27 protein-coding genes and 1 tRNA gene are annotated in these 26,028 nt (G+C 69.2%); 13 read left to right on the top strand and 15 right to left on the bottom strand.

Going from position 1 to position 26,028, the window contains the following annotated elements; genetic code table 11:
- Window positions 1-18: 18 nt before the first annotated feature.
- Window positions 19-1,017: a D-glycerate dehydrogenase gene (locus F9288_RS08235; RefSeq protein ID WP_174836176.1), complete on the top strand. Its 999-nt coding sequence runs from the start codon at window positions 19-21 to the stop codon at window positions 1,015-1,017.
- A gap of 312 nt (window positions 1,018-1,329) precedes the next feature.
- On the opposite strand, the gene F9288_RS08230 is transcribed toward F9288_RS08235, so the two are convergent.
- From F9288_RS08230 to F9288_RS08210, 5 genes are all read right to left on the bottom strand, one after another.
- On the bottom strand, window positions 1,330-1,506 hold the full coding sequence (locus tag F9288_RS08230) for a hypothetical protein (protein ID WP_174836175.1): 177 nt from the start codon (window positions 1,504-1,506) through the stop codon (window positions 1,330-1,332).
- Between the two features lie 95 nt (window positions 1,507-1,601).
- Window positions 1,602-2,294 carry a glutamine amidotransferase gene (locus tag F9288_RS08225; RefSeq protein WP_174838970.1) on the bottom strand — a complete coding sequence of 231 codons (693 nt, stop codon included), beginning with the start codon at window positions 2,292-2,294 and terminating at the stop codon, window positions 1,602-1,604.
- A 4-nt stretch (window positions 2,295-2,298) separates the two neighbouring features.
- Window positions 2,299-3,702, bottom strand: coding sequence for a nitronate monooxygenase family protein (locus F9288_RS08220; protein WP_174836174.1), 1,404 nt, complete (start codon window positions 3,700-3,702; stop codon window positions 2,299-2,301).
- A gap of 84 nt (window positions 3,703-3,786) precedes the next feature.
- On the bottom strand, window positions 3,787-4,941 hold the full coding sequence (locus tag F9288_RS08215) for a glycosyltransferase family 4 protein (protein WP_174836173.1): 1,155 nt from the start codon (window positions 4,939-4,941) through the stop codon (window positions 3,787-3,789).
- A gap of 49 nt (window positions 4,942-4,990) precedes the next feature.
- Window positions 4,991-5,866 (bottom strand): alpha/beta fold hydrolase, encoded by an 876-nt coding sequence (locus tag F9288_RS08210; RefSeq protein ID WP_174836172.1) that lies wholly within the window; start codon window positions 5,864-5,866, stop codon window positions 4,991-4,993.
- Window positions 5,867-5,903: 37 nt separating this feature from the next.
- Between F9288_RS08210 and F9288_RS08205 the strand changes: the two genes are divergently transcribed.
- Both F9288_RS08205 and astD read left to right on the top strand, forming a co-directional pair.
- On the top strand, window positions 5,904-7,271 hold the full coding sequence (locus tag F9288_RS08205; RefSeq protein WP_174836171.1) for a protein adenylyltransferase SelO: 1,368 nt from the start codon (window positions 5,904-5,906) through the stop codon (window positions 7,269-7,271).
- Between the two features lie 48 nt (window positions 7,272-7,319).
- Window positions 7,320-8,732 (top strand): succinylglutamate-semialdehyde dehydrogenase, encoded by a 1,413-nt coding sequence (astD, locus tag F9288_RS08200; protein ID WP_174836170.1) that lies wholly within the window; start codon window positions 7,320-7,322, stop codon window positions 8,730-8,732.
- 59 nt (window positions 8,733-8,791) lie between these two features.
- Here the strand turns inward: astD and F9288_RS08195 are convergent, their stop codons facing one another.
- Window positions 8,792-10,627 (bottom strand): DUF885 family protein, encoded by a 1,836-nt coding sequence (locus F9288_RS08195; RefSeq protein WP_174836169.1) that lies wholly within the window; start codon window positions 10,625-10,627, stop codon window positions 8,792-8,794.
- 116 nt (window positions 10,628-10,743) lie between these two features.
- Between F9288_RS08195 and cobA the strand changes: the two genes are divergently transcribed.
- The 6 genes from cobA to F9288_RS08165 are packed head-to-tail and all read left to right on the top strand — an operon-like array spanning window position 10,744 to window position 14,865.
- A complete protein-coding gene (cobA, locus tag F9288_RS08190) occupies window positions 10,744-11,532 on the top strand; it encodes a uroporphyrinogen-III C-methyltransferase (RefSeq protein WP_174836168.1) in 789 nt (262 codons plus the stop codon).
- Window positions 11,529-11,825 carry a DUF2849 domain-containing protein gene (locus F9288_RS08185; RefSeq protein ID WP_174836167.1) on the top strand — a complete coding sequence of 99 codons (297 nt, stop codon included), beginning with the start codon at window positions 11,529-11,531 and terminating at the stop codon, window positions 11,823-11,825. Before cobA ends, F9288_RS08185 begins: the two co-directional genes overlap by 4 nt.
- Window positions 11,825-13,459, top strand: coding sequence for a nitrite/sulfite reductase (locus F9288_RS08180; RefSeq protein WP_174836166.1), 1,635 nt, complete (start codon window positions 11,825-11,827; stop codon window positions 13,457-13,459). The genes F9288_RS08185 and F9288_RS08180 overlap by 1 nt, the downstream gene beginning before the upstream one ends.
- Entirely contained in the window at window positions 13,452-13,880 is a 429-nt protein-coding gene (locus F9288_RS08175; RefSeq protein ID WP_174836165.1) for a DUF934 domain-containing protein, read from the top strand. The genes F9288_RS08180 and F9288_RS08175 overlap by 8 nt, the downstream gene beginning before the upstream one ends.
- Window positions 13,873-14,631 (top strand): phosphoadenylyl-sulfate reductase, encoded by a 759-nt coding sequence (locus F9288_RS08170; protein WP_174836164.1) that lies wholly within the window; start codon window positions 13,873-13,875, stop codon window positions 14,629-14,631. Before F9288_RS08175 ends, F9288_RS08170 begins: the two co-directional genes overlap by 8 nt.
- A 12-nt stretch (window positions 14,632-14,643) precedes the next feature.
- Window positions 14,644-14,865, top strand: coding sequence for a hypothetical protein (locus tag F9288_RS08165; protein WP_174836163.1), 222 nt, complete (start codon window positions 14,644-14,646; stop codon window positions 14,863-14,865).
- Between the two features lie 19 nt (window positions 14,866-14,884).
- Here the strand turns inward: F9288_RS08165 and F9288_RS08160 are convergent, their stop codons facing one another.
- Entirely contained in the window at window positions 14,885-15,331 is a 447-nt protein-coding gene (locus tag F9288_RS08160; protein ID WP_174836162.1) for a cupin domain-containing protein, read from the bottom strand.
- A 12-nt stretch (window positions 15,332-15,343) separates the two neighbouring features.
- Complete coding sequence (locus tag F9288_RS08155) at window positions 15,344-16,840, bottom strand: replicative DNA helicase (RefSeq protein ID WP_174836161.1); 1,497 nt, start codon at window positions 16,838-16,840, stop codon at window positions 15,344-15,346.
- 114 nt (window positions 16,841-16,954) lie between these two features.
- Here F9288_RS08155 and F9288_RS08150 point away from each other — a divergent pair, with 114 nt between their 5' ends.
- The 3 genes from F9288_RS08150 to F9288_RS08140 are packed head-to-tail and all read left to right on the top strand — an operon-like array spanning window position 16,955 to window position 18,570.
- Entirely contained in the window at window positions 16,955-17,437 is a 483-nt protein-coding gene (locus F9288_RS08150; RefSeq protein ID WP_174836160.1) for a UPF0262 family protein, read from the top strand.
- 6 nt (window positions 17,438-17,443) lie between these two features.
- Window positions 17,444-18,118, top strand: coding sequence for a GH25 family lysozyme (locus F9288_RS08145; protein WP_174836159.1), 675 nt, complete (start codon window positions 17,444-17,446; stop codon window positions 18,116-18,118).
- Window positions 18,115-18,570 (top strand): cytidine deaminase, encoded by a 456-nt coding sequence (locus F9288_RS08140; protein ID WP_174836158.1) that lies wholly within the window; start codon window positions 18,115-18,117, stop codon window positions 18,568-18,570. Before F9288_RS08145 ends, F9288_RS08140 begins: the two co-directional genes overlap by 4 nt.
- 9 nt (window positions 18,571-18,579) lie before the next feature.
- On the opposite strand, the gene F9288_RS08135 is transcribed toward F9288_RS08140, so the two are convergent.
- The 3 genes from F9288_RS08135 to F9288_RS08125 all read right to left on the bottom strand — a co-directional run bounded on the left by F9288_RS08135 (window position 18,580) and on the right by F9288_RS08125 (window position 19,984).
- Window positions 18,580-19,359, bottom strand: a complete 780-nt coding sequence (locus tag F9288_RS08135; protein WP_174836157.1) for an SDR family oxidoreductase — start codon at window positions 19,357-19,359, stop codon at window positions 18,580-18,582.
- A 76-nt stretch (window positions 19,360-19,435) separates the two neighbouring features.
- Window positions 19,436-19,522: transfer RNA gene (locus tag F9288_RS08130), tRNA-Leu, on the bottom strand.
- 198 nt (window positions 19,523-19,720) lie between these two features.
- On the bottom strand, window positions 19,721-19,984 hold the full coding sequence (locus F9288_RS08125; RefSeq protein WP_174836156.1) for a DksA/TraR family C4-type zinc finger protein: 264 nt from the start codon (window positions 19,982-19,984) through the stop codon (window positions 19,721-19,723).
- 242 nt (window positions 19,985-20,226) lie between these two features.
- Here F9288_RS08125 and F9288_RS08120 point away from each other — a divergent pair, with 242 nt between their 5' ends.
- Window positions 20,227-20,688 (top strand): Hsp20 family protein, encoded by a 462-nt coding sequence (locus tag F9288_RS08120; protein WP_174836155.1) that lies wholly within the window; start codon window positions 20,227-20,229, stop codon window positions 20,686-20,688.
- 157 nt (window positions 20,689-20,845) lie between these two features.
- On the opposite strand, the gene F9288_RS22120 is transcribed toward F9288_RS08120, so the two are convergent.
- The 4 genes from F9288_RS22120 to F9288_RS08100 all read right to left on the bottom strand — a co-directional run bounded on the left by F9288_RS22120 (window position 20,846) and on the right by F9288_RS08100 (window position 26,000).
- Window positions 20,846-21,526, bottom strand: coding sequence for an OmpA family protein (locus F9288_RS22120; protein ID WP_254621129.1), 681 nt, complete (start codon window positions 21,524-21,526; stop codon window positions 20,846-20,848).
- A complete protein-coding gene (locus tag F9288_RS08110; RefSeq protein WP_174836154.1) occupies window positions 21,523-23,364 on the bottom strand; it encodes a sodium:proton antiporter in 1,842 nt (613 codons plus the stop codon). Before F9288_RS08110 ends, F9288_RS22120 begins: the two co-directional genes overlap by 4 nt.
- Window positions 23,365-23,542: 178 nt before the next feature.
- Window positions 23,543-24,763, bottom strand: coding sequence for an aminotransferase class V-fold PLP-dependent enzyme (locus F9288_RS08105; protein ID WP_174836153.1), 1,221 nt, complete (start codon window positions 24,761-24,763; stop codon window positions 23,543-23,545).
- A gap of 4 nt (window positions 24,764-24,767) precedes the next feature.
- On the bottom strand, window positions 24,768-26,000 hold the full coding sequence (locus F9288_RS08100) for an MFS transporter (RefSeq protein ID WP_174836152.1): 1,233 nt from the start codon (window positions 25,998-26,000) through the stop codon (window positions 24,768-24,770).
- Between the last annotated feature and the right edge of the window lie 28 nt (window positions 26,001-26,028).

The raw sequence follows: 26,028 nt of genomic DNA, 5'->3' as shown, positions 1-26,028 counted from the left end.
GTTCGCCAAGCCCTTTTCATGGTCGAAACGCGACGCTGCGCCAATCCGAAGGTGATCGTCACCCGCGAGCTTCCCGATGCGGTGATGGATCGGCTGGAAATGCTGTTCGACACCACCAACAACCGCAGCGACCGCGCGTTGACCCGCGCCGAGCTGGCGGCGGCGATGGCGGATTGCGACGTGCTGGTGCCGACGATGACCGATTCGATCGACGCCGGGCTGATCGCCGGGGCGGGCGAGCGGCTGAAGCTGATCGCCAATTTCGGCGCGGGCGTGAACCATATCGACCTGAAGGCCGCGCGCGCGCGCGGCATCATCGTCACCAACACCCCCGGCGTGCTGACCGAGGACACCGCCGACATGACGCTGGCGCTGATCCTCTCCGTGCCGCGCCGGCTGGCGGAGGGCGAGAAGCTGGTGCGCGCCGGCCAATGGACCGGGTGGAGCCCCGGCGGGATGCTCGGCCACCGCATCGGCGGCAAGGCGCTCGGCATCGTCGGCATGGGGCGGATCGGGCAGGCGGTGGCGCGCCGCGCGCGCGCCTTCGGCCTGTCGATCCACTATCACAACCGCCACCGATTGCCGAAGGTGGTGGAGGCCGAGTTCGGCGCGCAATGGCACCCCAATCTCGACGAGATGCTGGGCGCGATCGACATCCTGACGATCCACACCCCGCTAAACGACGACAGCCGCGACCTGCTCGACGCGCGCCGCATCGCGCTGATGCGGCGCCATGTCTATCTCATCAACACGAGCCGCGGCGGCGTGGTAGACGAGGATGCGATGGTCGAGGCGCTGGCCGAGGGCCGGCTCGCCGGCGCCGGGCTGGACGTGTGGCGGCACGAGCCGGAGATCGACCCGCGCCTGCTCGCGCTGCCCAATGTGGTGATGACCCCGCACATGGGCTCCGCCACCTATGAGGGCCGGTTCGCGACCGGCGAGAAGGTGATCGCCAACATCCGCATGTGGGCCGACGGCCACCGCCCGCCCGATCAGGTGCTGGAGGGCTGGGCGTAAGCGGGACGCGGGTAACCCGCGCCAGTGTTCCGGCCAGAAATGCACCATCCGTCACCCGGCCTTGTGCCGGGGTCCGGCTGCGCGCAACGCGGCTTGAGCTTCTTGTTCAGCGCCCGCCTCCCGGCGAACCCCCGGCACAAGCCTCTCCCAAGCGCCTGCCATGACAGGCGGTGAAATGGGCGGGATTCTCCCATCATGCCGGGCTTGATCCGGCATCCAGAGCAACGGGCGATGACCTTTGCGGCGCTGGATGCCGGATCAAGTCCGGCATGACGATGGGACAACGCGCGGAAGCCCGAACATCGATCCGTATTAGGCCGCGATCGGCACCCTGCCGCCCGGCCCCATCGCCGCGAGGAAACGTCGGCAATGCATCAGGCAAAGTTCGTCGTGGCTCGCTTCCGCGTCGGCGCTCAGCGTGCGGATCGCGCGGACCGCTTCCTGATAGGCGCGGCGGGTATGGTAGGCGCGGTCGCGATCGAGGTTCATCGCGCATCTCCTTTCCGATGACGCTCCGGCATCTACGCCGCTTATGCTTCACCGGCGTGTCGGCACTGTTACCTCGCGGAAAAATTGTCGTGGTTTCACCCCGGCCCGTCGAGCCAGTCGGCCAGCATCCGCTGCCCCGCGCGGACCGCGAGCGGCCCCAACGCCGCGTGATCGCGGCGCAAGGCGGCGGCGTCCAGCCCCGCCGCCGCGATCATCGCCCCGCCCTCGTCCACCCATGTCTCGAATCGCGGATCTTCGCCCATCTCGCCATGGAACTGCAACGCCAGCACATGATCGCCGACCGCGAACGCCTGGTTGGCGTAGCGCGCGGTGGAGGCCAGCCGCCGCGCCCCCGCCGGCAGGTCGAAAGTGTCGCCGTGCCAGTGCAGCATCGCCACGCCGGCAAGGTGGGCAAGCGGCGATTCCATGTCGAGATTGGCGAGCGGCGCGAAACCTACCTCCGGCCCGTGCCCCGGATAGACTCGCGCGCCCAGCGCGGCGGCGATCATCTGGCTGCCGAGGCACACGCCCAGCGTCCGCCGCCCGACCGCGATCCGCGCGGCGATCCCGTCTATCTCCGGCGCGATCCACGGATAGTCGGCGGTGTCATAAACGCCCATCGGCCCGCCCATCACCACCAGCAGGTCGGGCGCGATCATGTCGAGCACCGCGAAGTCGGTGGCGCAGGCCGGGACGCGCTCGATCGCATAGCCCGCCGCCTCGATCGGAGCGCGATAGCCCGCGATCCCCTCATAAGCGACGTGACTGACGACGAGCGCGCGCTTCAGCGGATCAGTCCCCGGTCAGGATGCGATCGACGAGTTGCTTCACCGTCGGCACGAAGCCGTTGGAATAGAAGGGATCGCGCTTGAAGTTGAACGCGGCGTGGCCGGCGAACATCAGGTTCTGCTCGGTATCGCTGCCGTGCGCGATCTCCTGCAACGTCTTCTGGATGCAGAAGCTGCGCGGATCGGCGAGCCGGCCGGTGGAATTGGTCTCGGTATCGGCCCAGCTAGAGAACAGGCACTGGCTGAGGCAACCCATGCAATCCGCTTGATCCTTGCGGATCTCCACCTTCTCCGCCGGGGTGACGAACACCAGGGTATTGTCCGGCGTCTTGAGCGCGTCGGTGAAGCCCGCGCCGAACCATTCGCGCGCGCGCAGCAGGTCGTTGCGCGTCACCCAGAAGTTCTTGCCCTTCACGCCCACGTCGAGTTGGAAGACGTGATCCCCCGCCTCCTGCGTGGAGAAGGCGATCTGCCGCTCCGACCGCGCCTCCAGATTGCGCAGGAAGGGATTGCGCACGGCGGACGAATAGAAGCCGGTCGGCGAGAAGCGATGGAGGAGCACGTCGCCCTCCTCGATCGTCATCAGCCGTTCCTTCCACCCGTCCGGGATCGGGCTTTCCCTGGTCAGCAGCGGGCGGGTGCCGTATTGGAAGGCGATCTGTCCCAGTTCGGGATTGTCGATCCAGTCGTTCCAGTCGCGCAGATACCACACGCCGCCGGCCATCACGATCGGAGTGGAATCGGGGATGCCGCCCTCGCGCATCGTCTCGCGCAGCGCCTTGACGCGGGGATAGGGGTCCTCCGGCTTCAGCGGGTCTTCGGCGTTCGACAGGCCGTTGTGCCCGCCGGCCAGCCACGGGTCCTCATAGACCACCGCGCCGAGCAGGTGCGCCACCTTGGAATAGGCGCGCTTCCACAGGGCGCGGAAGGCGCGCGCGGAGGAAACGATCGGCAGGTAGTGGACGTTGTACGACGCCGCGATCTCGCTGAGCTTGTACGGCATCCCCGCGCCGCAGGTGACGCCGGCGACCATGCCGCGCGTCCGCTCCAGCACGCCGTTCAGCACGCGCTGCGCGCCACCCATCTCCCACAGCACGTTGATGTTGATCGCGCCCTTGCCGCCGGCGATGTCGAACGCGCGCTTCACCTGCTGCACCGCCCCCTCGACGGCATAGGCGATCAGTTCCTCGTGCCGCTCGCGCCGGGTCAGCGCCTTGTAGATCTGGGGCACGATCTTGCCCTCGGGATCGTAGCTGTCGGCATTCACCGCCGAGACCGTGCCGATGCCGCCCGCCGCCGCCCACGCCCCGGCGGAGGCATGATTGGTCGCGGCCACGCCTTTCCCGCCCTCGACGAGAGGCCACACCTCGCGGCCGTTGTAGACGATCGGCTTCAAACCCTTGAACACGGCAGTTGGTCACCTTTCGGACGTAATTTCGCCCGCTATAGCGCAAGGACGCCGGGAATCGAGCAAATTAGCGTAACGCGCGCCCTATGCGCGCAAGGCTCCCGGACGCCCCATCGCCTCTTCATATAGGGCGGCGTAGCGCGCGATCATCACCCCTTCGTCATAGTCCGCCCGCGCCTTCGCCTGGTTGGCCGCGCCGACCCGCGCGCGCAGCGCCGCGTCGTCGAGCAGCGGCTGCATCGCGTCGCGCAATTTCACCTCGGTGGCATATTCCGCGATGAACGGCAGGTTCTCCGGCGACACCATGCGCGGCACGTCGCCCAGCGGCGGCGCGACGACCGGCAGCCCCGCCGCCATCGCCTCCACCACCGAAATCGGGAACTGCTCCGAGCGCGAGGACAGCGCGAGCAAATCGAAATGCCGCATGTAGCGATAGGGCCGGTCGAGGAAGCCGGGCAGCACCAGCCTGTCGTCTATCCCCATCGCCATCGCGGCGCGCTCGATCTCCGCGCGCTCCGGCCCCTCGCCGACGATGACGAGCCGGTACTTGCCCGCCAGCCCGCCGGCCGCGCGCACCAGCAGCGGCAGGTCCTTCACCGCGCGCAGCCCGGCGACGGTGCCGATCACCACCTCCTTCGGCTTGCGGACGAAGCCGGGGATCGCCTTCGGCTCGGGATCGGGGGCGTAGAGCGCGGTAGCGATGCCGTTGACGATGCGGTGGACCTTGCCGCGCGGCTGCTTCCACGTCTCCAGCGCGATCCGCTCCAGCGTCTCGGACGGCACCGCCAGCGCGTGCGCCGCGCCCAGCGCGAGCCGGCGATAGAGGTTGCGCTCGCGCTTCAGCCCACCGGCCTCGTCCTCGTTGAAGCCATCCTCGTGGTGGACGAGCGGCGGCACGCCCCCCCCTTTTCCAAAGGCGCCGAACACGCGCCGCGCCATCGCGCCGTCGATCGCGCCCCAATTGTAGCTCAGCACCAGATCGAAGCCGCGCATGTAGCGCGCGATCGCCTCGTAGCGCTTCACCGAGGGCTTGCCGGTGAGCGGCGGCGGGTCCTGTGCGATCTCGTAGCGGATGCCCCTGGCGATCCGCTCGCGCGCGCCGTAATGCCCCTCCATCGACGAGACGATGACATGCCGCGCGCGGTCACCGAACGCATTCATCAGCCGGACGGCGCGCGCCTCCTTGCCGCCGAGGTCGAAGGTCGAATGGAGATGGAGGATGCGGACGGGCTGGGCCATGCCGCGCCCTAGCCGATCCGTCGCGCCAGCGGGAGAGGCGTCCGCCGCCTCACACCCCGGCCGGCTCCCGCTCGGCGCGCGCCAGCAGCCGCGCGATCGCCTCATCCACCCCCGGCTCGTCGAGCGTGGGCGCGTGGCCGACGCCCGGCACGGTCAGCAACTCGGCATCGGGCAGTGTCTCGATCATCCGCGCGGCGGTCGCTTCGGAAAGGATGTCGGAATTGCCGCCGCGCACCACCAGCGCCGGCGCATTGCCGAGCGCGGCGAGCACGCGCCACATGTCGGGCGCGCTCTCCGCCCCCGGCACGCGGAACGGCTCGGCGATCTTGAGGTCGTAATCGAGCACGATCCGTCCCGCGCTGTTGAGGCGATAGAGCCGCTTCGCCATCGCCAGCCAGTCCTCGATCTTCCACGCCGGATAGACGTCCGCATTGCTTTCCGCGAGCGCGCGGGCGGCGTGCATCCAGGTGGGAAAGACGCTCGACCGGCCGACATAGCCGCGGATGCGCGCCAGCCCGTCCGGCTCGATCTCCGGCCCGACATCGTTGAACAATGCCCCGGCGATCCGCCCCGGCAGCATCGCCGCGAGCAGCATCGTCACGATCCCGCCGAGCGACGTGCCGATCGACACGAAACGGTCGATCCCCGCCTCGTCCAGCAGCGCCGTCACGTCCTGCGCATAGGTGAGCGGGACGTAGCTCATCGGGTCCTTGGCATAAGCGCTCTCGCCGCGCCCGCGGAAGTCGATCGCGATCACCCGCCGCGCGCCGGACAGCCGCGCGGCGAGCGCTTCATAATCGCGCGCGTTGCGCGTCAGCCCCGGCATGCACAGCACCGGCAGCGCGCGCTCGTCCCCCGGATAATCGCGGGCGTGAAGGCGGAGGCCGTCCTTCGACCACCAAATCAGATCCTGCGGGCCGGCCATGCTTGAACCTTTGCTGCGATGCGCCCCATATCGCCGGATGCCCATCGACCCGCAAGCATATCGGCCCGAACAGGCGATCCTTTCGCTCGGCGACGCCTTCTACGATCGCGTCGCGGCCGCCGATTTCCCCGAGACGCGGCTGCGCTTCCGCAACGATCGCGCCGCGCGCGAGGTGGGGCTGGACGGGCTGACCGACGCGGAATGGACCACGCATTTCGGGCGCTTCGCCCCGCTCCCCGGCTCGCTGCCGCAGCCGCTCGCGCTGCGCTACCACGGCCATCAGTTCCGCGTGTACAATCCCGAGATCGGCGACGGGCGCGGCTTCACCTTCGCGCAGCTCCGCGACAAGGGCGGCCGGCTCATGGACCTCGGCACCAAGGGATCGGGGCAGACGCCGTGGAGCCGCTTCGGCGACGGCCGCCTGACGCTCAAGGGCGGCGTGCGCGAGATATTGGCGAGCGAGATGCTGGAGGCGCTGGGCGTCCCCACCTCGCGCAGCTTCTCGCTGATCGAGACGGGCGAGAAGCTCTACCGCAACGACGAGCCTTCCCCCACCCGCTCGGCGGTGCTGGTGCGGCTGAGCCACGGCCATATCCGCATCGGCACGTTCCAGCGGCTGGCATATCTCCGCGAGGATGAGGCGATTCGCCGGCTGGTCGGCTACGTCCTGCGCGCGCTCTATGGCGAGGATGGCGACGACCCGCTGCGCCTGCTCGACCACGTGATCACCCGCGCCGCCAGACTCGCCGCAGGCTATATGGCGGCGGGGTTCGTGCATGGCGTGCTCAATTCGGACAATATCAACGTCACCGGCGAGAGCTTCGATTACGGCCCGTGGCGGTTCTCGCCGACCTGGGACCCGGGCTTCACCGCCGCCTATTTCGACCAGAACGGCCTCTATGCCTTCGGCCGCCAGCCCGAGGCGATCCATTGGGACGTGATGCAGCTCGCCGTCTCGCTGCGCCCGATCGCGGAGGCGGAGCCGATGATCGCGCTGCTCGACACGTTCGGCGACCGCTACCAGCCGACGATCACCGATGCGCTGCTCTGGCGGCTCGGGCGCAGGCCGATCGATCCGGCCACCGACCGCGCGCTGGTGCAGACGGTCGAGCGCGCGTTGCGGGCGAGCGGCGTCGGCATCGACCGCTTCTTCTTCGACGCGTTCGCGCAAGCCTTGCCCGCGCAATATGGACCGGAATGGGACGAGGCGCGCGTCGCGCTGGAACAATATCCTCTCCGCGCCGCCCGCGCGCACGCCTATTGGCGCGGCGAGCCGTGCTCGATGCTGATCGACGAGGTGGAGGCGATCTGGTCGCGCATCGCGGAAGCCGACGACTGGTCCGCGTTTGACGCCAAGGTGGCAAGCATCCGCGCGATGGGCGACGCGCTTGTCGAACGGCCGTGATCTTCTCTACAATCGCGCTCGCGATCTCGCGGGGGGAATGACTGACCGATGGCCACCGAACTCGTCTCCTTCGAGCCGGCAAGCGGCGCCGAATTGTGGCGCGACGCGATCAGCGACGTCGATGCCGAGGTGGCGGCGGCGCGCGGCGGGTGGGCGAGCTGGGCGGCGCGCGCGCTCACCGTGCGGATCGAGACGCTGCGCCGCTTCGCCAATGTCGTCCGGGCCCGCGCCGACGCCTTCGCCGACCTGGTCGCGCGCGAGACGGGCAAGCCCCTGTGGGAAGCGCGGACCGAGGTGGATTCGGTCATCGCCAAGGTCGACATCTCGGTCAGCGCCTATGCCGAGCGCACCGCGCAGCGCCGGCTCGATTCGCCGATGGGCAGCCGCATGGCGCTGCGCCACAAGCCGCATGGCGTGCTGGCGGTGCTGGGGCCGTATAATTTCCCGGCGCACCTGCCCAACGGCCATATCGTCCCCGCGCTGATCGCGGGCAATGCGGTGGTGTTCAAGCCGTCCGAGAAGACCCCCGCGACCGGCGCCTTCCTCGTCGATTGCCTGCGCGAGGCGGGGGTGCCGGAAAACTGCATCCGCCTCGTCACCGGCGGGCCGGACGAGGGCAAGGCGCTCGCCGCGCACGACGGGATCGACGGGCTGCTGTTCACCGGCTCGGCGCGCACCGGCCTCGCGTTGAACCGCGCCTTCGCCGAGAAGCCGGAAAAGATCCTCGCGCTGGAGATGGGCGGCAACAATCCGGTCGTGGTGTGGGACACGCCCGATCTCTGGCAGGCCGCCGTGCTCATCGCCCAGTCCGCCTTCACCACCGCCGGGCAGCGTTGCACGGCGGCGCGGCGGCTGATAGTGGAGGAAAGGCTTTACGAGCCGCTGATCGAGGAGCTTTGCAAGCTGCTCGCGCGGCTGATCGTCGACGAGCCGTTCGCCAATCCCGCCCCGTTCATGGGGCCGGTGATCGACAATGACGCCGCCGACCAGCTCACCGAAAGCTTCCTCGCGCTGCTGATGAAGGGCGGCCGCCCGATCCGCCACCTCGAGCGCCCGGACCCGGCACGGCCGTTCCTGCTGCCGGGCCTGATCGACGTGACCAGCGTGCGCGACCGTCCCGACATGGAGTTGTTCGGCCCGATCCTGCAAGTCTCGCGCTGCGCCGATTTCGACGCCGCGATCGCGGAGGCCAACGAAACGCGCTACGGCCTGTCCGCCTCGCTCATCAGCCAGACGCCGCAATTGTTCGACCGTTTCTGGGCGCGCGCGCGGGCCGGGATCGTCAACTGGAACAAGCCGACCAACGGCGCGTCGTCCTCGGCGCCGTTCGGCGGCATCGGCTGGTCCGGCAACCACCGCCCCAGCGCCTATTACGCGGCGGATTATTGCGCCTATCCGGTGGTGAGCAACGAAGCCGACGCCGCGCGCGCGACGATCGGCATCGGCCTGAGGGACGGGTAAGGCCTCCCACCGTCACCCCGGCGAAAGCCGGAATGACGGAGAAGGAGCGAGGGAGAGGATTACTTGCCCCCCGCCTTCACCCAGGCGTCGATCTTCTGCTCCAACACCGGCATCGGCAGCGCGCCGGTATCGAGCACCTGTGCATGGAAGGCGCGCGGATCGAACCGGTCGCCGAGCGCCGCCTTCGCGCCCGCCTTCAGCCGCGAGATGGTGAGCTGCCCGATCTTATATGCCAGCGCCTGGCCCGGAATGGCGATATAGCGCTCCACCTCGGCGGTGGCGTCGGTGCGCGCCATCGGGGAATTATCGAGCATGTACTGGATCGACTGGTCGCGGGTCCAGCCCTTCGCATGGATGCCGGTGTCGACCACCAGCCGCATCGCGCGCAGCATCTCGTCGTTGAGGCCGCCCATCCGCTGCCAGGGATCGGTCTCCATGCCCAGATCGTGCCACAGGCTCTCGGCATACAGCCCCCAGCCCTCGGCATAGGCGGTGTTGCCGCCGAAGCGCATGAACGCCGGCAACGCCGCATTCTCCTGCGCGATGCTGATCTGGAAGTGATGCCCCGGCACCGCCTCGTGCAGATACAGCGTCTCCATCTCCCACATGTAACGCGAGGGCAGGTCATAGGTGTTGTAGTAGAAGATGCCGGGCCGCGATCCGTCCGGCGTGCCGGGGTTGTACGATCCGCCCGCCTCGGTCTTTTCCTTGTACGCCGGCACCGGGCGGATCTCGAGCGGGGTCTTGGGGATCAGCGAGAATTGCTCGCGCACCCGCGCATCGACGCGCCGGCCGATCGCCTCATAGCCTTCGCGGAGCTGCTCGGCGGAGGTCGGCTGGAACTTCTTGTCGGTGCGCATGAAGGTGAAGAAATCGGCCAGCGTGCCCTTGAAGCCCGTCTTGTCCTTCTGCACCTCCATCTCGGCGCGGATGCGCGCCACCTCCCTGAGGCCGAGCTGATGGACGTCCTCCGCCTTCAGCGGCAGCGTCGTATTCTCCTCGATCAGATAGCTGTAGAGCCTCGCCCCGCCCGGCATCGCCGACAGCCCCACGCTGTCGCGCGCATGGGCGAGATATTCATTGGCGAGGAAATCGCGCATCCTCTTGTGCGCCGGGATCAGCACGTCGCGGATCTGCGCCGCATAGGCCGCGCGCAGCCGTGCCTGATCGGCGGCCGGGACGGTATCGGGGAATTTCTTCACCGGCGCGTAGAACACCGATCCCTCGACGCCCTGATTGATGAGGTTGTCGAACTGCTCGATCATGTTGCGCACGACCAGCTTGGGCTGGACGATGTTCGCCTTCTCGCCCTGCCGGAACAGCCCGATCGCGCGATCGAGGATCTCGGCATATTCGCGGTTGCGCGTCAGGTTGTTCTCGTAATCGGCCAGCGTCTTGAACGGCGCGGCGCCCTGCCCGGACGCGAAATCGGGATAGAAGGTCTGGAAGCCGAAGAAGTGATCGAGCGGCCGCAGCTTCTGCGGCGTCAGGATGTCCGGCGCGAAGCCGCGCAGCGCGATCTCGGTCTGGTTCTCGAACACGTCATAGGCGATCTGGTCGACATGGGTCAGCTTCGCCCGGTCGATCCGCTTCAGCCCGGCGAGATCGTCCTCCGACGCCTTCTGCTCGGCGGCGTAATAAGCGTCGGTCAGGTAATTGCCGAGATGCGCGGCATAGCGCAGGTCGCCACGAAAGATGCCCTGGATCGGATTGCGCCGGAGGCTCGCCTCGTCGCTGTCGTGGAACAGCTGCTTGAGCGCGGCGTCCTCCGGCCCGTCGCCCGGCTGCGGCGCGGGCGGCGGGACCGCCTGCGCGATGGCGGCGGCGGGAACGGCAAAGGCGGCGCCGGCCAGAAGCGCGGCGGCAAGCAAGTTACGCAAGGGCGTGATCCTCATCCTTGAAGTGTGCCAGCGGAATATAACACTTCCGGGGTAGAGAAAAGCTGGTCTAGGCCGCCGCAAAGCAAGCCTCATTTGCCGCCCGCGCCGGCGGAGGCCATCTGCGCTCCACTATGGCGACCCTTCTCGATCCGGACGCGCGCGGCCGCGTCATCCTTGTCGGCGCCGGCCCCGGCGATCCCGGCCTGCTCACGCTGCGCGCGGCGGAGGCGCTGCGACAGGCCGACGTGGTGGTCCACGACGGGCTGATCGACCCGCGCGTGCTCGATCTCGCGCCGCCGGAGGCGCAGCGCATCTCGGTCGCCAAGCGCCGTGCGCGACACACATTGCCGCAGGAGGCGATCAACGCGCTGATCGTCGCGCATGTGAAGGCGGGCAGCGTGGTGGTGCGCCTGAAGGGCGGCGATCCCTTCATCTTCGGCCGCGGCGGCGAGGAGGTCGAGGCGGTGCGCGCCGCCGGCCTTCCCGTCGAGGTGATCCCCGGCGTCTCGGCCGCGCTCGGCTGCGCCGCGGAGGCGATGCTGCCGCTCACCCATCGCGATCATGCCAGCGCGGTCAGCTTCGTCGCCGGCCAGTGCAAGGGGCTGAGCGAGCAGGACTGGTCCGGCCTCGCCGGGCAGGGCCGCACGCTCGTGATCTACATGGGCGTCGCCACCGCCGAGCAGATCGCGGACAAATTGATGGCCGACGGCGTCGCGCCGGACATGCCGGTCGCGGTGCTGGAGAAAGGCACGCTCGCCGGCAGCCGCGCGCTCAGGACGTTGCTCGCCGATCTCGGCCCGATGATGGCGCGCGAGAATGTCGGCAGCCCGGCGATCATCGTCGTCGGCGAGGTGGTCGAGCTGAGCGACGCCGAGGACAAGCTCGCGCGCTGGGCCAGGGTTGCGGAGAATATCGCGTGAAACTGCTTACCGGAAACGATCTTCCCACCGGCGACGTGATCTGGTGGACCGGCGACGGCTGGTCGCGCCATGTCGAGGATGCGGTGGACGTCGGCGATCGTGGCGAGGCGATCCTGCATGCCGAGGACGGCGCGTGCCGGGTCAACGGCGGCACGATCATCGACGCGACGATGACGCCCGAAGGCCCCCGCCCCGCGCATATCAAGGACCGTATCCGCGCGCTCGGCCCCACCGTGCGCCCCGACCTGACGTTGAAGCCGGCCGATCCCAACGCCGGAAGCTGGGTGATCTGATGTACCGCTACGACAAATACGATCAGGCGATCGTCGACGCGCGCGTCGAGGAATTCCGCGATCAGGCCCGCCGCCGCCTCGCCGGCCAGATGACCGACGACCAGTTCAAGCCGCTCCGGCTCAAGAACGGCCTGTATCTCCAGCTCCACGCCTATATGCTGCGCGTCGCCATCCCCTATGGCACGCTGAACAGCCGGCAGATGCGGATGCTGGCGCATATCGCGCGCAAATACGATCGCGGCTACGGCCATTTCACCACGCGCCAGAACATCCAGTACAACTGGATCAAGCTGGAGCAGGCCGCCGACATCCTCGCCGAGCTGGCGACGGTGGAGATGCACGCGATCCAGACCAGCGGCGAGAGCATCCGCAACATCTCCGCCGACCAATATGCGGGCGCCGTCGCCGACGAGATCTGCGATCCGCGCCCCTGGGCCGAGCTGCTGCGGCAGGCGACCAGCTTCCACCCCGAGTTCAGCTACCTGCCGCGCAAGTTCAAGATCTGCGTCATCGCCGCGCCGGCCGACCGCGCCGCGCTGCGCTGGCACGATTGCGCGCTGCGCATCGTGCGCAACGAAGCGGGCGAGGAGGGTTTCGAGGTCTATGCCGGCGGCGGCATGGGCCGCACGCCGTTCATCGCCTACAAGATTCGCGACTTCTGCCCGGCGTCGCAGATCTTCTCCTATCTCCAGGCGATCCTGCGCGTGTGGAACCTGAACGCGCGCCGCGACAACATCCACAAGCAGCGCATGAAGATCCTCGTCCACCAGCTCGGCGAGGAGGAGTTCCGCCGTCAGGTGGAGGAGGCGTTCGAGCATTTCCTGACGCTCGCGACCGATTTCCCGCAGGCGGAATATGACCGCATCGCGGCCTGTTTCACGCCGCCGCCGTTCGAAACCGGCCTGCCGGACGCGATCGACCGTTCCGACCCCGCCTTCGCCTTGTGGGTCGATCGCCAGACCGTCGCGCACAAGGCGCCCGGCTATGCGATCGCCAATATCAGCCTCAAGCCGATCGGCGGCATCGGCGGGGACATCAGCGCCGGGCAGATGGACGTGGTGGCCGATCTCGCCGAACGCTACAGCTTCGACGAGTTGCGCGCGAGCCATGCGCAGAATCTGGTGCTGCCCCACGTCCGCAAGATCGATCTCCATGCCGTCTGGCAGGCGCTCGTCGCGGCGGGGCTGGCCGAGGCGAACCTCGATCTCATCACCGACGTCATCGCCTGCCCCGGCCTCGATTATTGCAGCCTCGCCAATGCGCGCTCGATCCCGGTCGCGCAGAAGATCCAGCAGCGCTTCGCCGATATCGACCGCCAGCGCGATCTCGGCGAGCTGAAGATCAAGATCTCCGGCTGCATCAACGCCTGCGGCCACCACCACGCTGGCCACATCGGCATCCTCGGCGTCGATCGGAAGGGCACCGAGAATTACCAGCTCCTGCTCGGCGGATCGGGCGCGGAGGACACGACGCAGGCCAAGATCACCGGCCCCGGCTTCGACGAGGAGGGCGTGGTCGATGCGGTCGAGCGCGTGACGGACAAATATCTCGAGATGCGGGAGGACGGGGAACGCTTCCTCGACACCTATCGCCGCGTCGGGTTCGAGCCGTTCAAGGAGGCGATCTATGGGTGACGATTATCTCCGCTTCCGCGACGACGAGCCGACCGAGGAGCCGGCGGTGACGCTCGACGCCTTCCTCGACCAGACCAATTCCTCCGCCGTGCTGCTGGAGGCGGGCGAGGACGCGCGGCTGCTGCTGCCGCATCTCGACCATATCAGGCTGATCGAGGTGGATTTCCCGCGCTTCCGCGATGGGCGCGGCTATTCCTCCGCCCGCATCCTGCGCGAGGCGGGATACACGGGCGAGCTGCGCGCCACCGGCGACGTGCTGGTCGACCAGATGGATCATATGCGCCGCTGCGGCTTCGACAGCTTCGCACCCGACGCGCCGATCGACCGGGAGGTGCTGCGCGCCGCGCTGGAACGCTACGACTATCGCTACCAGACCGCCGCCGACGACGCCGTGCCGGTGTGGAAGCTGCGCCATGGCTGAGGCGGCGGCGCGCGCGCTCGACACGATCGACGTGACGCCCTTCACCGCCGCCGACGCGGCGGTCTATGAGGCGCGCTTCGCCGGCGTCCCGACGCAGGACATGCTGGCGGAGCTGCTCGGCGGCGAGTTGAAGGGGCGGATCGCTGCGGTATCGTCGTTCGGCGCCGAATCCGCCGTGCTGCTGCACATGATCGCGCGGGTCGATCGCGACGTTCCCGTCATCTTCACCAACACGCAGAAGATGTTCGGCGAGACGCTGGAATATCGCGACGCGCTGTCCGAGCAGCTCGGCCTCACCGATCTGCGCGTCTATCGCCCCGATCCGCGCATCCTCGCGGCGAAGGACGCCAACGGCCTGCGCTGGTCCTATGACCCGGACGGCTGCTGCGAGATCCGCAAGGTGGAGCCGCTGCGCCGCGCGCTGCTGCCGTTCGACGCGTGGATTTCCGGGCGCAAGGGCTTCCAGTCGAAGACGCGCATCGGCATCCCGCGCTTCGAGATCGACGAGGGGCGGCTGAAGCTCAACCCGCTGGCGGATTGGGACAAGGCACGGCTCGACGCTTACTTCGAGATGCACGAACTCCCCCGGCACCCGCTGGAAGCGGACGGCTATCCCTCGATCGGCTGCAAGCCCTGCACGTCGAAGGTGCTACCGGGCGAGGACCCGCGCGCCGGCCGCTGGCGCGGCTGGGACAAGGTGGAATGCGGCATCCATCTGCCGACCAGGCCCGGCGAGGAGCCGGTGTTCTAGGCGATGGGCCCGATGCCACGCGAGAATCTCACCGGCCTTGGATGGGCGCTCACCGCGACGATCTGGCTGCTCGCCGGGCTGATGATGCTCAGCGCCTTCGCCGGGGAATGCGCGCCGCGGGCCGGCGACGCCTGCGCGGGCGGGTGGACGACGACCTTGCTGTGGATCGCGGCGGGCGCGGCGGCGCTCAATGCGCTGGCGGCCGGGCTGGTGGCGTGGCTGCGGCGGCGGTGAAGGCGGCGCCGGAGGGCGTTCAGTAGGACGTCCCGTCCTTGTGCCTGTATTGCCCGGTCGCCCCGTCGAGCGCGAGGTCGATATCGGGATAATGGCACGCCGACGCCTCCGGCACGCCCCACACGACGAACACGCAGCCGCCCGGCCCGCCGATCAGGTGATGCCCGTTGCCGTCGCCCTTGGGAAAGGCGACGCAATCGCCCGCCCCGAGCGGGGTCTCTCCGTCATTGTCGACCAGCGTCGCCGCCCCGTCCAGCATGACGAGGAACTCGTCCTCCGCCTCATGCCAATGGCGCTGGCTGGACCACGCGCCTTCGGGCAGCTCGACATGGGTGACGTTGAAATCGGTGATCCCGCCCGGCCCCTCCAGCCGGCGATAGACGCGCGCGCCGGCCGCGCGGTCGAACGGCGCGGGATAGCCGCTGCCGGTCCGCCCCGGAACCGTCGCAAGGTCGATCCGCGGCATCCCCCGCCCTCCTCAATAGCCGGCGTAGTCGCTGAAGCGCGTGATCGTCGGATCGAATTTCAGCACCACCTTGCCCGTCGCGCCGTGGCGCTGCTTGGCGACGATCAATTCGGCGAGGCCGAACACCCGCTCCATGTTCGTCGCCCATTGCGCATGGTCCTCGAACACCTTGCTGTCGTCGCCCTCCATCGGGCGCTTCGGCTCCTTCTGCGCGACGTAATAATCCTCGCGGAACACGAACCACACCATGTCGGCGTCCTGCTCGATCGAGCCGGATTCGCGCAGGTCCGATAGCTGCGGGCGCTTGTCCTCGCGCTGCTCCACCGCGCGGCTGAGCTGGGAGAGGGCCAGCACCGGCACGTTCATGTCCTTCGCCAGCGTCTTCAATCCGCGCGAGATTTCGGAGATTTCCTGCACGCGATTGCCGTCGCTCGACTTGCCGCTGCCGGTGAGGAGCTGGAGGTAATCGACCACCACCAGCCCGATCTCGTTGTTATGGCGCCGCTGGAGCCGGCGGACGCGGGTATGCAATGCGCCGATCGACAGGCCGCCGGTATCGTCGATGAACAGCGGCAGGTTCTCCAGCTCCGCCGCCGCCGTCGCCAGCTTCTCGAACTCCGCGCGGCTGATCTTGCCCATGCGTAGCGCCTCGGAGCTGATGCCCGATTGCTCGGCGAGGATGCGCGTCGCGAGCTGGTCGGCCGACATTTCAAGGCTGAAGAAAGCGACCTTCGCCCCCACCGATTGCGAGGGCGGGATGCCATCCTCCATGTCGCGCATCCAGCGCCGCGCCGCGTTGAAGGCGATGTTGGTGGCGAGCGAGGTCTTGCCCATGCCGGGGCGGCCGGCGAGGATCATCAGGTCCGAATGATGCATGCCGCCGATCTTGCCGTTGACCGAATCGAGGCCGGTGGTGACGCCGGAGAGGTTGCCGCCCGAATTGAGCGCGCGCTCCGCCATCTTCACGGCCATCGTCGTCGCCTGGACGAAGGTCTTGACGCTGCTTTCCGCCCCGCCGTCCGCCGCGACCTTGAACAGCTCCTCCTCCGCCGCCTCGATCTGCGCGCGCGGATTGACCTCCTCGGAAGTGTCGAGCGCGCGATCGACCAGCGTCCGCCCCACCGTCACCAGCGCGCGGAGCATCGCGAGGTCGTAGATCTGCTGCGCGAACTGCCGCGCGCCGATCAGCCCCGCGCCCGATCCGGTGAGGCTGGCGAGATAGGCCGGGCCGCCCAGCTCCTTCATCCCCTCGTCCGCCTCGAACATCGGGCGCAGCGTGACGGGGGTGGCCAGCATGTCGCTCCCCCGCAGCGTCTTGATCGCGGCGAAGATGCGGCCGTGCAGCGGCTCGTAGAAATGCTGCGGCTCGATCCGGTCGACGATATCGTCCGCCAGCCGGTTGTCGATCATCATCGCGCCGAGCAGCGCGGCCTCCGCCTCCACGTTGCGCGGCAGGTGGATCGGCTCGGCGGGGGTCGCCGCCGGGTTCGGGAACGCGAGAGTGGCCATTGCGCCATCTTCTACGCTCGCCACCGCGCGCGGCTCAACCCGGATTGCGCCGAATGATCTGTGGATAAGGCGGACGGATTGTCGCGCGCGCCGTTCGTCTCTATCGCAACCACAATGGCCGATCCCCGGATCATCGATGTCGAGCTGGACGAGCGCACGATCCTGTGGCGCTCGGCCGATATCGAGCAGGAGCGGCGGATCGCGATCTTCGACCTGATCGAGGGCAATCACTTCGCGCCGCAGAAGGTCCATCCCGACGGCTATGCCGGCCCCTATCGCCTCGCCTTGTCGGTGGAGGAGGGGCGGCTGGCGATGGCGATCCGGCGCGAGGACGGCGCGCCGCTGGAGACGCATATCCTCGCGATGGGCCGCTTCCGCCGCCCGATCCGCGACTATTTCGCGATCTGCGACAGCTATTTCCAGGCGATCCGCCAATCGACCCCGCAGCAGATCGAGACGGTCGACATGGCGCGCCGCGCGATCCACAACGAGGCGGCGGAGCTGCTCAAGGAGCGGCTGGAGGGCAAGATCGAGATCGATTTCGACACCGCGCGCCGCCTGTTCACGCTGATCTGCGTGCTGCACATCAAGGGCTGACGAAGGATGTGGGGGCTGGGGCGTTTCGTACTGATCGTCGCGGCGCTCGCGCTGGCGGGCGTGGCGGCGTGGCAATATGCGACGCGCTGGCACCCTTCGGTGGAACGCTATCCGGTGCAGGGCGTCGATGTCGACGCGAGCGACGGGGCGATCGAATGGAACAACGTCGCCGCCGCCGGCGCCGACTTCGCCTATGTCGTCGCGACACGCGGGGCGAACCAGCGCGATCCGGCGTTCGAGGCGAACTGGCGCGGGGTGGACGCGGCCGGGATGCGGCGCGGCGCGGTCCACGTCTATTCCTTCTGCCAGCCGGCGCGCGAGCAGGCCAACGCTTTCAACACCTTCGTCCCCTCGGACGCCGACGCGCTGCCGGTGGCGATCGACATCAGCTACGATCCGGGTTGCGCCACCCGTCCCGAGCGCGCCGCATTGCTCGACGACCTCCGGCTGCTCGCCAGCACGATCGAGGCGCATATGGGCAAGCCCGTGCTGCTGCGCGTCGCGCGCGCGGTGGAAAGCGACTATGAAGTCAGCGCCGCGCTGCCCCGCAACCTGTGGGCGACCGGCAATTTCATCGCGCCATCCTATGCCGCGCGCCCGTGGCGGCTATGGCGCGCCAACGACATGCGCCGGGTCGACGGGATCGACGGCCCCGCCAATTGGGACGTCGCCGCGCCATGACAGACACCGCCGCGCTGATCGCAGCCGCCCGCGCCGCCGCGCTCAAGGCCCATGCGCCTTACTCGCGCTTCGCGGTCGGCGCGGCGCTGCTGCTCAGCGACGGATCGGTGATGACGGGCGCGAATGTCGAGAACGCCAGCTACGGCCTGTCGCTCTGCGCCGAGACCGTCGCGGTGGCGAGCGCCAGCGCGGCGGGGCGGCTGGCCGATATCGTCGCGGTGGCGGTGATCGGCGGGCTGATGGACACGCACGGCGTCCCGACCGGCGCGCATGTCGTGAGCCCGTGCGGCCGCTGCCGGCAGGTGCTCAACGAGGCGGCGCAGATGGGCGGGCGCGACCTGATCGTCCATTGCGGCGCGGCCGAGGGCGATGCGGTCGTCACCTATCGCCTGTCCGAGCTGCTGCCCGATGCCTTCGGCCCCGCGGACCTCGGCATCGTGCAACGCTCCTGATCGGTTTGCCTACTCCCCCAGCGCATCGGCGCTGGCGTCGCCAAGGTCCGAGCCGCCATCGACATTCAGGATCGTGCCGGTGACATATTTCGCCGCCGGGCTGGCGAGATACAGCGCGGCCTCGGCGATATCGCGCTTCTCGCCGTAATCGCGCAGCGCCAGCCGGCCCTTGATCTGCTTCTCGCGCGCCGGATCGGCCAGCCGCCGCATCCCCTCGGTGTCGCCGATCGGTCCCGGCGAGATCGCATTGACCCGAACGCCCGCCGGCCCCCATTCCAGCGCGAGGCATTTCGTCACCATGTTCACCCCGGCCTTGGCGGCGCAGGCGTGGATCTGGAAGCTCATCGGATGCACCGCCTGCCCGGCGGTGATCGCGATCAGCGACGCGCCGGGCTTCGCGAGATGGTCCCAGCTCGCGCGGAACACGTTGAACGTGCCGAGCAGGTCGATATCCACCACCGTCTTGAACGCATTGGCGCTGAGCTTCACCGCCGGGGCGAGGAAATTGCCCGCCGCGCCGGAGATCAGCACGTCGATCTTGCCGAACGCCGCCACCGCCTGCGCATAGGCCGCCTCCAGCCCCGCATAATCGCGCACGTCGCAGGCGATGCCCAGCGCCTCCGCGCCGGCATCGCGCAGCTCCCGCGCCGCCGCCTGGATCTTCTCCTCACTGCGGCTGAGCACGGTGAGCTTCGCGCCTTCCGCAGCGAAACCGTGCGCGATGCCGAGATTGATGCCGCTGGAGGCACCCGCGACGAATACGTGCTTGCCCGCGAACCGCTTGGTCATGTCCGTCCTCTCCGATCTATCGCGATCGGCGATGACGAAAGCACGGCGGAAATTCAAGCGCGGCGCCGGGCCGCTCTGGTACGGGTGGTCGGACTCGAACCGACAAGTTGTTGCCAACGGCGGATTTTGAGTCCGCTGCGTCTACCAATTCCGCCACACCCGCATGCCGTCCGGCACGCAACCGGCCCTGGAACCACTGGCGGGTCTATAGGTGAGCGTCAGGCCCTTTTCCAGCCGAATTGTTCGGCCCGTTGTTCCCGGCAGCGCATGCGGATCGCGCCCTCGCTGGCGGGCGGGAACGGAGGTGCCGTCGCGCGGCGCGGCGATGGCGTCGAGGCGCCTTGCAGCCGGTCGATCCGTCCTAGCGCAACTGGCTATCCTTGCTGCCGCGCCGGTTGATCCCGATCGGGCGGATATTCGCGTCGCGCCTCGACTGGCAGGCGACGCAGGTGCGCGTGCCCGGCAGCGCCGCGCGCCGGGCGGCCGGAATCTCCTCGCCGCAATCGTCGCATTCATCGCTGCCGTCGCCCGTCGGCATCATGACGCGGGCGCGCAGCACCGCGTCCATCACCGTGTCGTCGATCTGATCCTGAACGGCGCCGTCGCGCGCCCAACCATTCGCCATCCTGTCCTCCGCGCCCATGCGCGATACCAGTGACCCAGATAGGAATTGACGGCGGAATTCAAAGCGGCTCCGGGATCGGCGGAACCCGCCAATTCCGCGTCGGACCCCCTTGAAGAGCGATTTGGGGAAATTATCTGAATCCCGCCGGGCGCCGCGTTCGGGCCCGGCGGGACATAGAGGGCGCCGGCTCTCATACCGGCGCTTCTCATGTCCAGATCGCTTCGAAAATGGAGGATTTGGAAATGAGAACCGCTTTCGACTTCACCCCCTATCGCCGCTCGACGGTCGGCTTCGACCGGCTGTTCAACCTGCTCGAATCCGGCCTGCGCGAGGATGACGGCTATCCGCCCTTCGACATCGTGCGCGAGGGCGAGGACAGCTATCGCATCACGCTCGCGATCGCCGGCTTCGCGCCGGACGAGATCGAGGTCGTCGCGCAGCAGAATCAGCTCACCGTCACCGGCAAGCGCGCCGGGGATGACGATCAGCGCGACTATCTGCATCGCGGCATCGCGACCCGCGCGTTCGAGCGGCGGTTCCAGCTCGCCGACTTCATCGAAGTGGGTCAGGCCCGCTTCGAGAACGGGCTGCTCTCGATCGAGCTGAGGCGCGTCGTCCCGGAGGCGATGAAGCCGCGCAGGATCGAGATCGGCGGCGGCGATCCGGCCCAGGGCCGCATCGGGAACCCCAGGGCCGCGGCCTGATCCCGACCGCACCGGCTCGCCGGCGCCGTTCCTGAACGGGGCGGCGACCGGCGGGCCATGTCGAATGCGGGGAAATGCCTGCGGATGAAGCGGTGACGCGCATCGCACCGCCAGCGTGAGGAAGCGGCCGGCCTCGCGACGTGCGTGCGCCGCCGTCTCAGCTTTTCGGCGCCGGGCGGGCCGGGGTGTCGGGCAGCAGCACCTCGATCTCGACACGGCGGTTGCGGGCGCGTCCTTCCGGGTCGTCGCTGCCGTCGGCATGCGCGTTGGGCGCTACGGGCCTGCGCTCGCCCAGCGCGATCACGCTGATCCGCTCCCGGTCGACGCCATTCTTCACGAGATAATCGCGAACCGCCTCCGCCATGCGGCGGGAGACGATCAGGTTGGCGCTGTCGCTGCCGCGCGAATCCGTGTTGCCCCGCAGGACGATGCGGCCCCCGGCGGCGGTCGCCGGTTGATGGAGGAGGTCGTCCAGCATCCGCCGGCCCGTATCGTCCAGCGCCGTGCCGGATGCCCCGAACGCGATGACGCGCGTGACCGGCTCTGGTGGCGGCGGGGCCGGTTCGGGCGGCGCCACGTCCGGCCGGAGAATGGATTTCGCCCCCTCGCCCGAGGCGTTGTCCGGCGCGCCGCCCGACGCCTGCGTGTTCGCGCCTTCCTCTAACGGAGCGGCCGGGGTCGCGGCTTCGCTCGGCCGGGTCGCTTCGGGGGCGGGCGCCGTGCCGTTGCCTTCGGCGGGCGCGGCGCGATTGGCGGGGCCCTCGCCTTCCTGCCGGCATCCCGCCGCGCCGAGACAGATCAGGGCCAGGCCGGCCACCCATGCGGCGCTTGTCCTCACGACATCTCCTCCATTCTTTTCTTCAACCGCCGCGCGCTGCGGTTCGCGTCGGGCGGCCCATAGGACAGGATCGTATCCCCGATCTGCGGCGTCGGGCGCGAGGCGTGCGTGAAGAAGTTGAGCGATCCGCCTTTCCGCACCAGCAGCAGCAGGTCCGCCTCGCCCGGCAGATCGGCGCGCGCCGTCTCGAAATCGAACTGCTCGCTGATCCGCGTCTTGCGGAACGACCAGCCGGCGCGCTCGCGCTCCAGCAGCTCCTCCACCCCCAGCCCGGAGGTGAACATCGCGCGGCCGCGCAGGCTGTCGGGCAGCGCGCGGGCGTCGTCCTCGCTGGCGTCCCCGAGCTGATAGACCTTGTCGCGGCCGATCTCCGGCGCGAACTCGCTGCACACCAGCGCGTTATAGGCTTCGTTGTCGGTGGTCGCGGCCAGCACCTCGAACTGCGTCATGTCGAGCTGGTCCTCGGTCGCCTCCGCGAGGATCTCGCCGTGATAGGTCGGGATTCCCGCCTGGCGCGCCGCCGCCAGCCGGTGCCAGCTCGTATCCGCGATCGTGACGGGCACCTCGAGCTGGCGGAGGTGCTCGGCCAGCGACAGGCTCCACGGCGTGCTGCCGACGATCAGCAGCCCGCGTTGCGCGGAGCCGGTCACCTTGAGCAGGCGGGCGACCGGGCCGATCGTGAAGCCGTGCGCGACGATCGTCGCCACCACCACCGCGAACGACAGCGTGACGAGGATCGAGCCGTCGCCATAGCCCAGGTGGCTGAGCCGCAGCGCGAACAGGCCGGAGATCGCGACCGCGACGATGCCGCGCGGGGCGACCCAGCCGATCAGCAGCCGCTCCCGCCACGGCACCGGGCTGAAGGCGAGGCTGAGCAGGACGGTCGCCGGCCGCACGAGGAACAGCAGCGCGAGCAGGAACGCCAGGAACCGCCATTCGAACTGTTGCAGGAACGCGAAGTCCAGCGAAGCCGAGAGCAGGACGAAGACGCCCGACACGAGCAGGACGGTCACATTCTCCTTGAACGGATGGATGTCGCGCAGCGAGTTCAGCCGCATGTTGGCGAGCGCCACCCCCATCACCGTCACCGCCAGCAGCCCGGTCTCGGTCTGGATCAGGTTCGACATCACGAACACGCCGATCACCGTCACCAGCAGCACCGGCGCCTTGAGATATTCGGGCACATAGCCGCGCGGGAAGGCCCAGCCGACGATCCGCGCGGCGATCCAGCCCAGCAGGCCCGCCACCACCGCCGCCGCGACCAGCGAGGCCATCACGCTGCCGAACGTCCCGCCCGCCGCCGAGCGGCGGAGATATTCATAGGTGATGAGGCCGCACAGCGCGCCGAACGGGTCGTTGACGATCGCTTCCCATTTGAGGATGGCGCGCGGGCGCGGCGCGACGTTGCTCTGCCGCAGCAGCGGGATGACGACGGTGGGGCCGGTCACCACCAGGATGCCGCCGAACAGGATGGCGACGGGCCAGACCAGGCCCGCCACATAATAGCAGGCCAGCGCGCCGAGCACCCAGCCGACCGGAACGCCAAGCAGCACCAGCCGGGTGACGGCGCCGTCGGTCCGGCGCAATTCCCGGAAGTTGAGGCTGAGGCCGCCCTCGAACAGGATGATCGCCACGGCGATCGACACCATCGGCTCCAGCAGCGCGCCGAACGTGTGCTGGGGATTGATGAGGCCGATGACCGGCCCCGCGATCACGCCGGCCGCCAGCATCAGCGCGATCGCCGGCCAGCCCGTGCGCCACGCGATCCACTGCGCCCCGATTCCGAGCAGGCCGATAAGCGCGATGACCGCCGATTGCTCTTCTATCGGGTTCAGCATCGCCCCATGCTAGCCGCGCGGCACGGATACCCGCAACCGCGCGATCGACCGGCTGATCGAGCGCGCGCGAGGCGAACGGCGGCCTGGCGCCCCGGAACTCGCCATTCAGGGCGCGAGTGGCCTGTCCCGAAACCTGTCGACCCCCCGGATCGCCCCGGCGACTGTCCGCACCCCGGCGCTAGGCATTGAGCAGCACCGCAACCAGCCGGTCGATGTCCGCCGGGGTGTTGTAAACCGAGGGCGAGACGCGGATGCGATCGTCATAGGTCGAGATCGTCACACCGGCGGCCTTGAGCGGCGCGTCGAACCGGCGGGCGGCGTCCTTCACCGCATAGGCCAGGATCGGCCCCGCGCCGCGCGGCGGCGTCAGCGGGATCGCGTCCCACCCGGCGAGGGCATCGCGCAATCGCGCGATCAGCGGCGCGCGTTGCAACGCGATGCGCTCGACACCCGTCGCCAGGATCGCCTCGATCGAGGCGGCGGCGATCGCCAGCGCGCCCCAGGCCGGGGTGCTGACCTCGAACAGCGCGGCGGTGTCCTCGCCCAGCGCATAATCGCCGATCGCGGGGCCGGGCGGCTCGAAAGGCAGCGCATGGCCTTGCCGGGCGCGAATCTGGCGCCAGCCGACCTCCACGCGATGCAAGCGGTCGCGCCGGTCCGGGCGAACATAGAGGAACGCCGCGCCGAAATCGCCCATCAGCCATTTGTACGTGCCGCAGCAGGCGAAATCGACGCCGCTGGCGCGCAAGTCGACCGGCATCGCCCCGGCGGCCTGGATGATGTCGGCATAGACCAATGCGCCGTGGGCATGCGCGATCGCGCACAGCTCCGCCAGGTCGTAGGTGAAGCCGGTGCTGCCCGACACCAGCGACACCGCCAGCAGCCGCGTCTCGCGGCCGATCGCCGCCTTGATGTCGGCGAGATCGATCCGCCCTCCCTCGCGCGGCCGCGCCACCGCGACCGGCGCGCCGCGCTTCGCCAGCTCGCCATAGATCGCCAGCGACGCGTCGTAATGTCCCGCGTCGGTCACCACCCCGGCGCCCGGCCCGGTGCGCAGCGCGAGGTTGACCAGGTTCTCGCCGTCCATCGTGCTCGGTACCACCGCGATGTCGGCGGCATCGACATTGACCAGCCGCGCGAACGCCGCGACCGCGGCGCGGCGCGCGTTGTGGGCGGGGCCGACCGCTTGCGGATCGCGGGCGCGCGCCGCGAGATAGGCTTCGCCCGCCGTCGCGGCGATATCGCTCAGCGGATGCGTGAAGGCGGCGTCGAGATAGGTCCCGGCGAAACGGAAGCGCGCCCGATCGGGCACGGCGGCGGGCGCGGCCGCTCCGGCCGCGGCGATCGCCGGCAACAGGCCGGTGCCCGTCGCCAGCAGGGAGCGGCGGCTGAACTCCATCGCGTCAGACGGTAGCGGATTCGGTCGCCGGCCGGTAGCCATAGACCAGCCGCCCGACCGCCGCCCCGGCGATCAGCAGGCATGGCGCCGCCGCCGCCAGCACCGCCGCCGGGGTCAGCCCCAGGGCGAGCAGCTGTCCCGCCGCCAATGGCCCGGCGATCGCCCCCAGCCGCCCGACCGACACCGCCGATCCCACGCCGGTCGCGCGGATAAGCGTCGCGTAATAAGCCGGCGCGACGGTGTAGAGCATGAGCTGCCCGCCGACGACGAAGAAGCCGGTCAGCACGCCCGCCACGACCACCGCCGCGAAGCTGGTCGACGCGGCCAGCGCCAGCAGCGAGACGATCATCATCGCATAGGTGACCATGATGACCGAGCGGATGCGTCCGCGATCGACGACGATCGCCAGCAGGATGCACCCGGCGACCGCGCCCATATTCTCGAGCGCGGAGATCAGCGCGGCGTCGCGCGCGCCGAAGCCCTTGGCCACCATCAGCGTCGGCAGCCAGTTGTTTATCAGGTACACCACCACCTGGGTGAAGCCGTAGCTGAGCCACAGCAGCAGCGTGATCGCGCCGCGTCCGCCGCTGAACAATGCCTGGGCGAAGCCGAGGCGCGCCGCCTCGCCCGGCACGCGGCGGCTGGCGTCGAGGAAGGCCACCGATTCGGGCAGCAGCAGGAACAGGGCCGGCAGGATCATCAGCGGCAGCGCGCCGCCGATGAAGAACACCAGCCGCCAGTCGAGCGCGGTCCCCTGCGCGGCGACGAGCAGCCCGAGCAGCGAGCCGCCCACCGGCTGCCCGGCGAGCATGAAGCTGACCGAGGTGGCCCGCGCGCGCGGCCGCGATGCCTCGGCGACGATCGCGATGAGGTTGGGCAACGCGCCGCCCAGCCCCAGCCCGCACAGGAACCGCGCCAGCATGAACCCTTCGAAGCTGGCCGCCTGCGTCGTCGCCAGCGAGAAGATCGCCACCGCCGCCAGCGCGAACAGCAGCACCCGCCGCCGCCCGAGCCGGTCGCCCGCGCGCCCGCCGATCACCGCGCCGCCCATCATGCCGACGATCGCGGCGGTCAGGATCGCCGCCATCTGCTGCGGCGCGAAGCCGAAGATGCGCACGACGGTGGGCGCGGCCAACCCCATCGAGATGATGTCCGCCCCCTCCAGCATCGCGGTGACGAAGCACAGCAGGATGGTCGCGGCGGGGCCGCCCGGCGCGTCGTCATGATCGGTCGGCATGCGCGGGCGCATCGATCGGACCCTGGAG

It is taken from the genome of Sphingomonas sp. CL5.1 (assembly GCF_013344685.1).
In the GTDB taxonomy this organism is placed as follows: Bacteria; Pseudomonadota; Alphaproteobacteria; order Sphingomonadales; family Sphingomonadaceae; genus Sphingomonas.
This window is presented reverse-complemented; position numbering and strand designations above follow the sequence as displayed.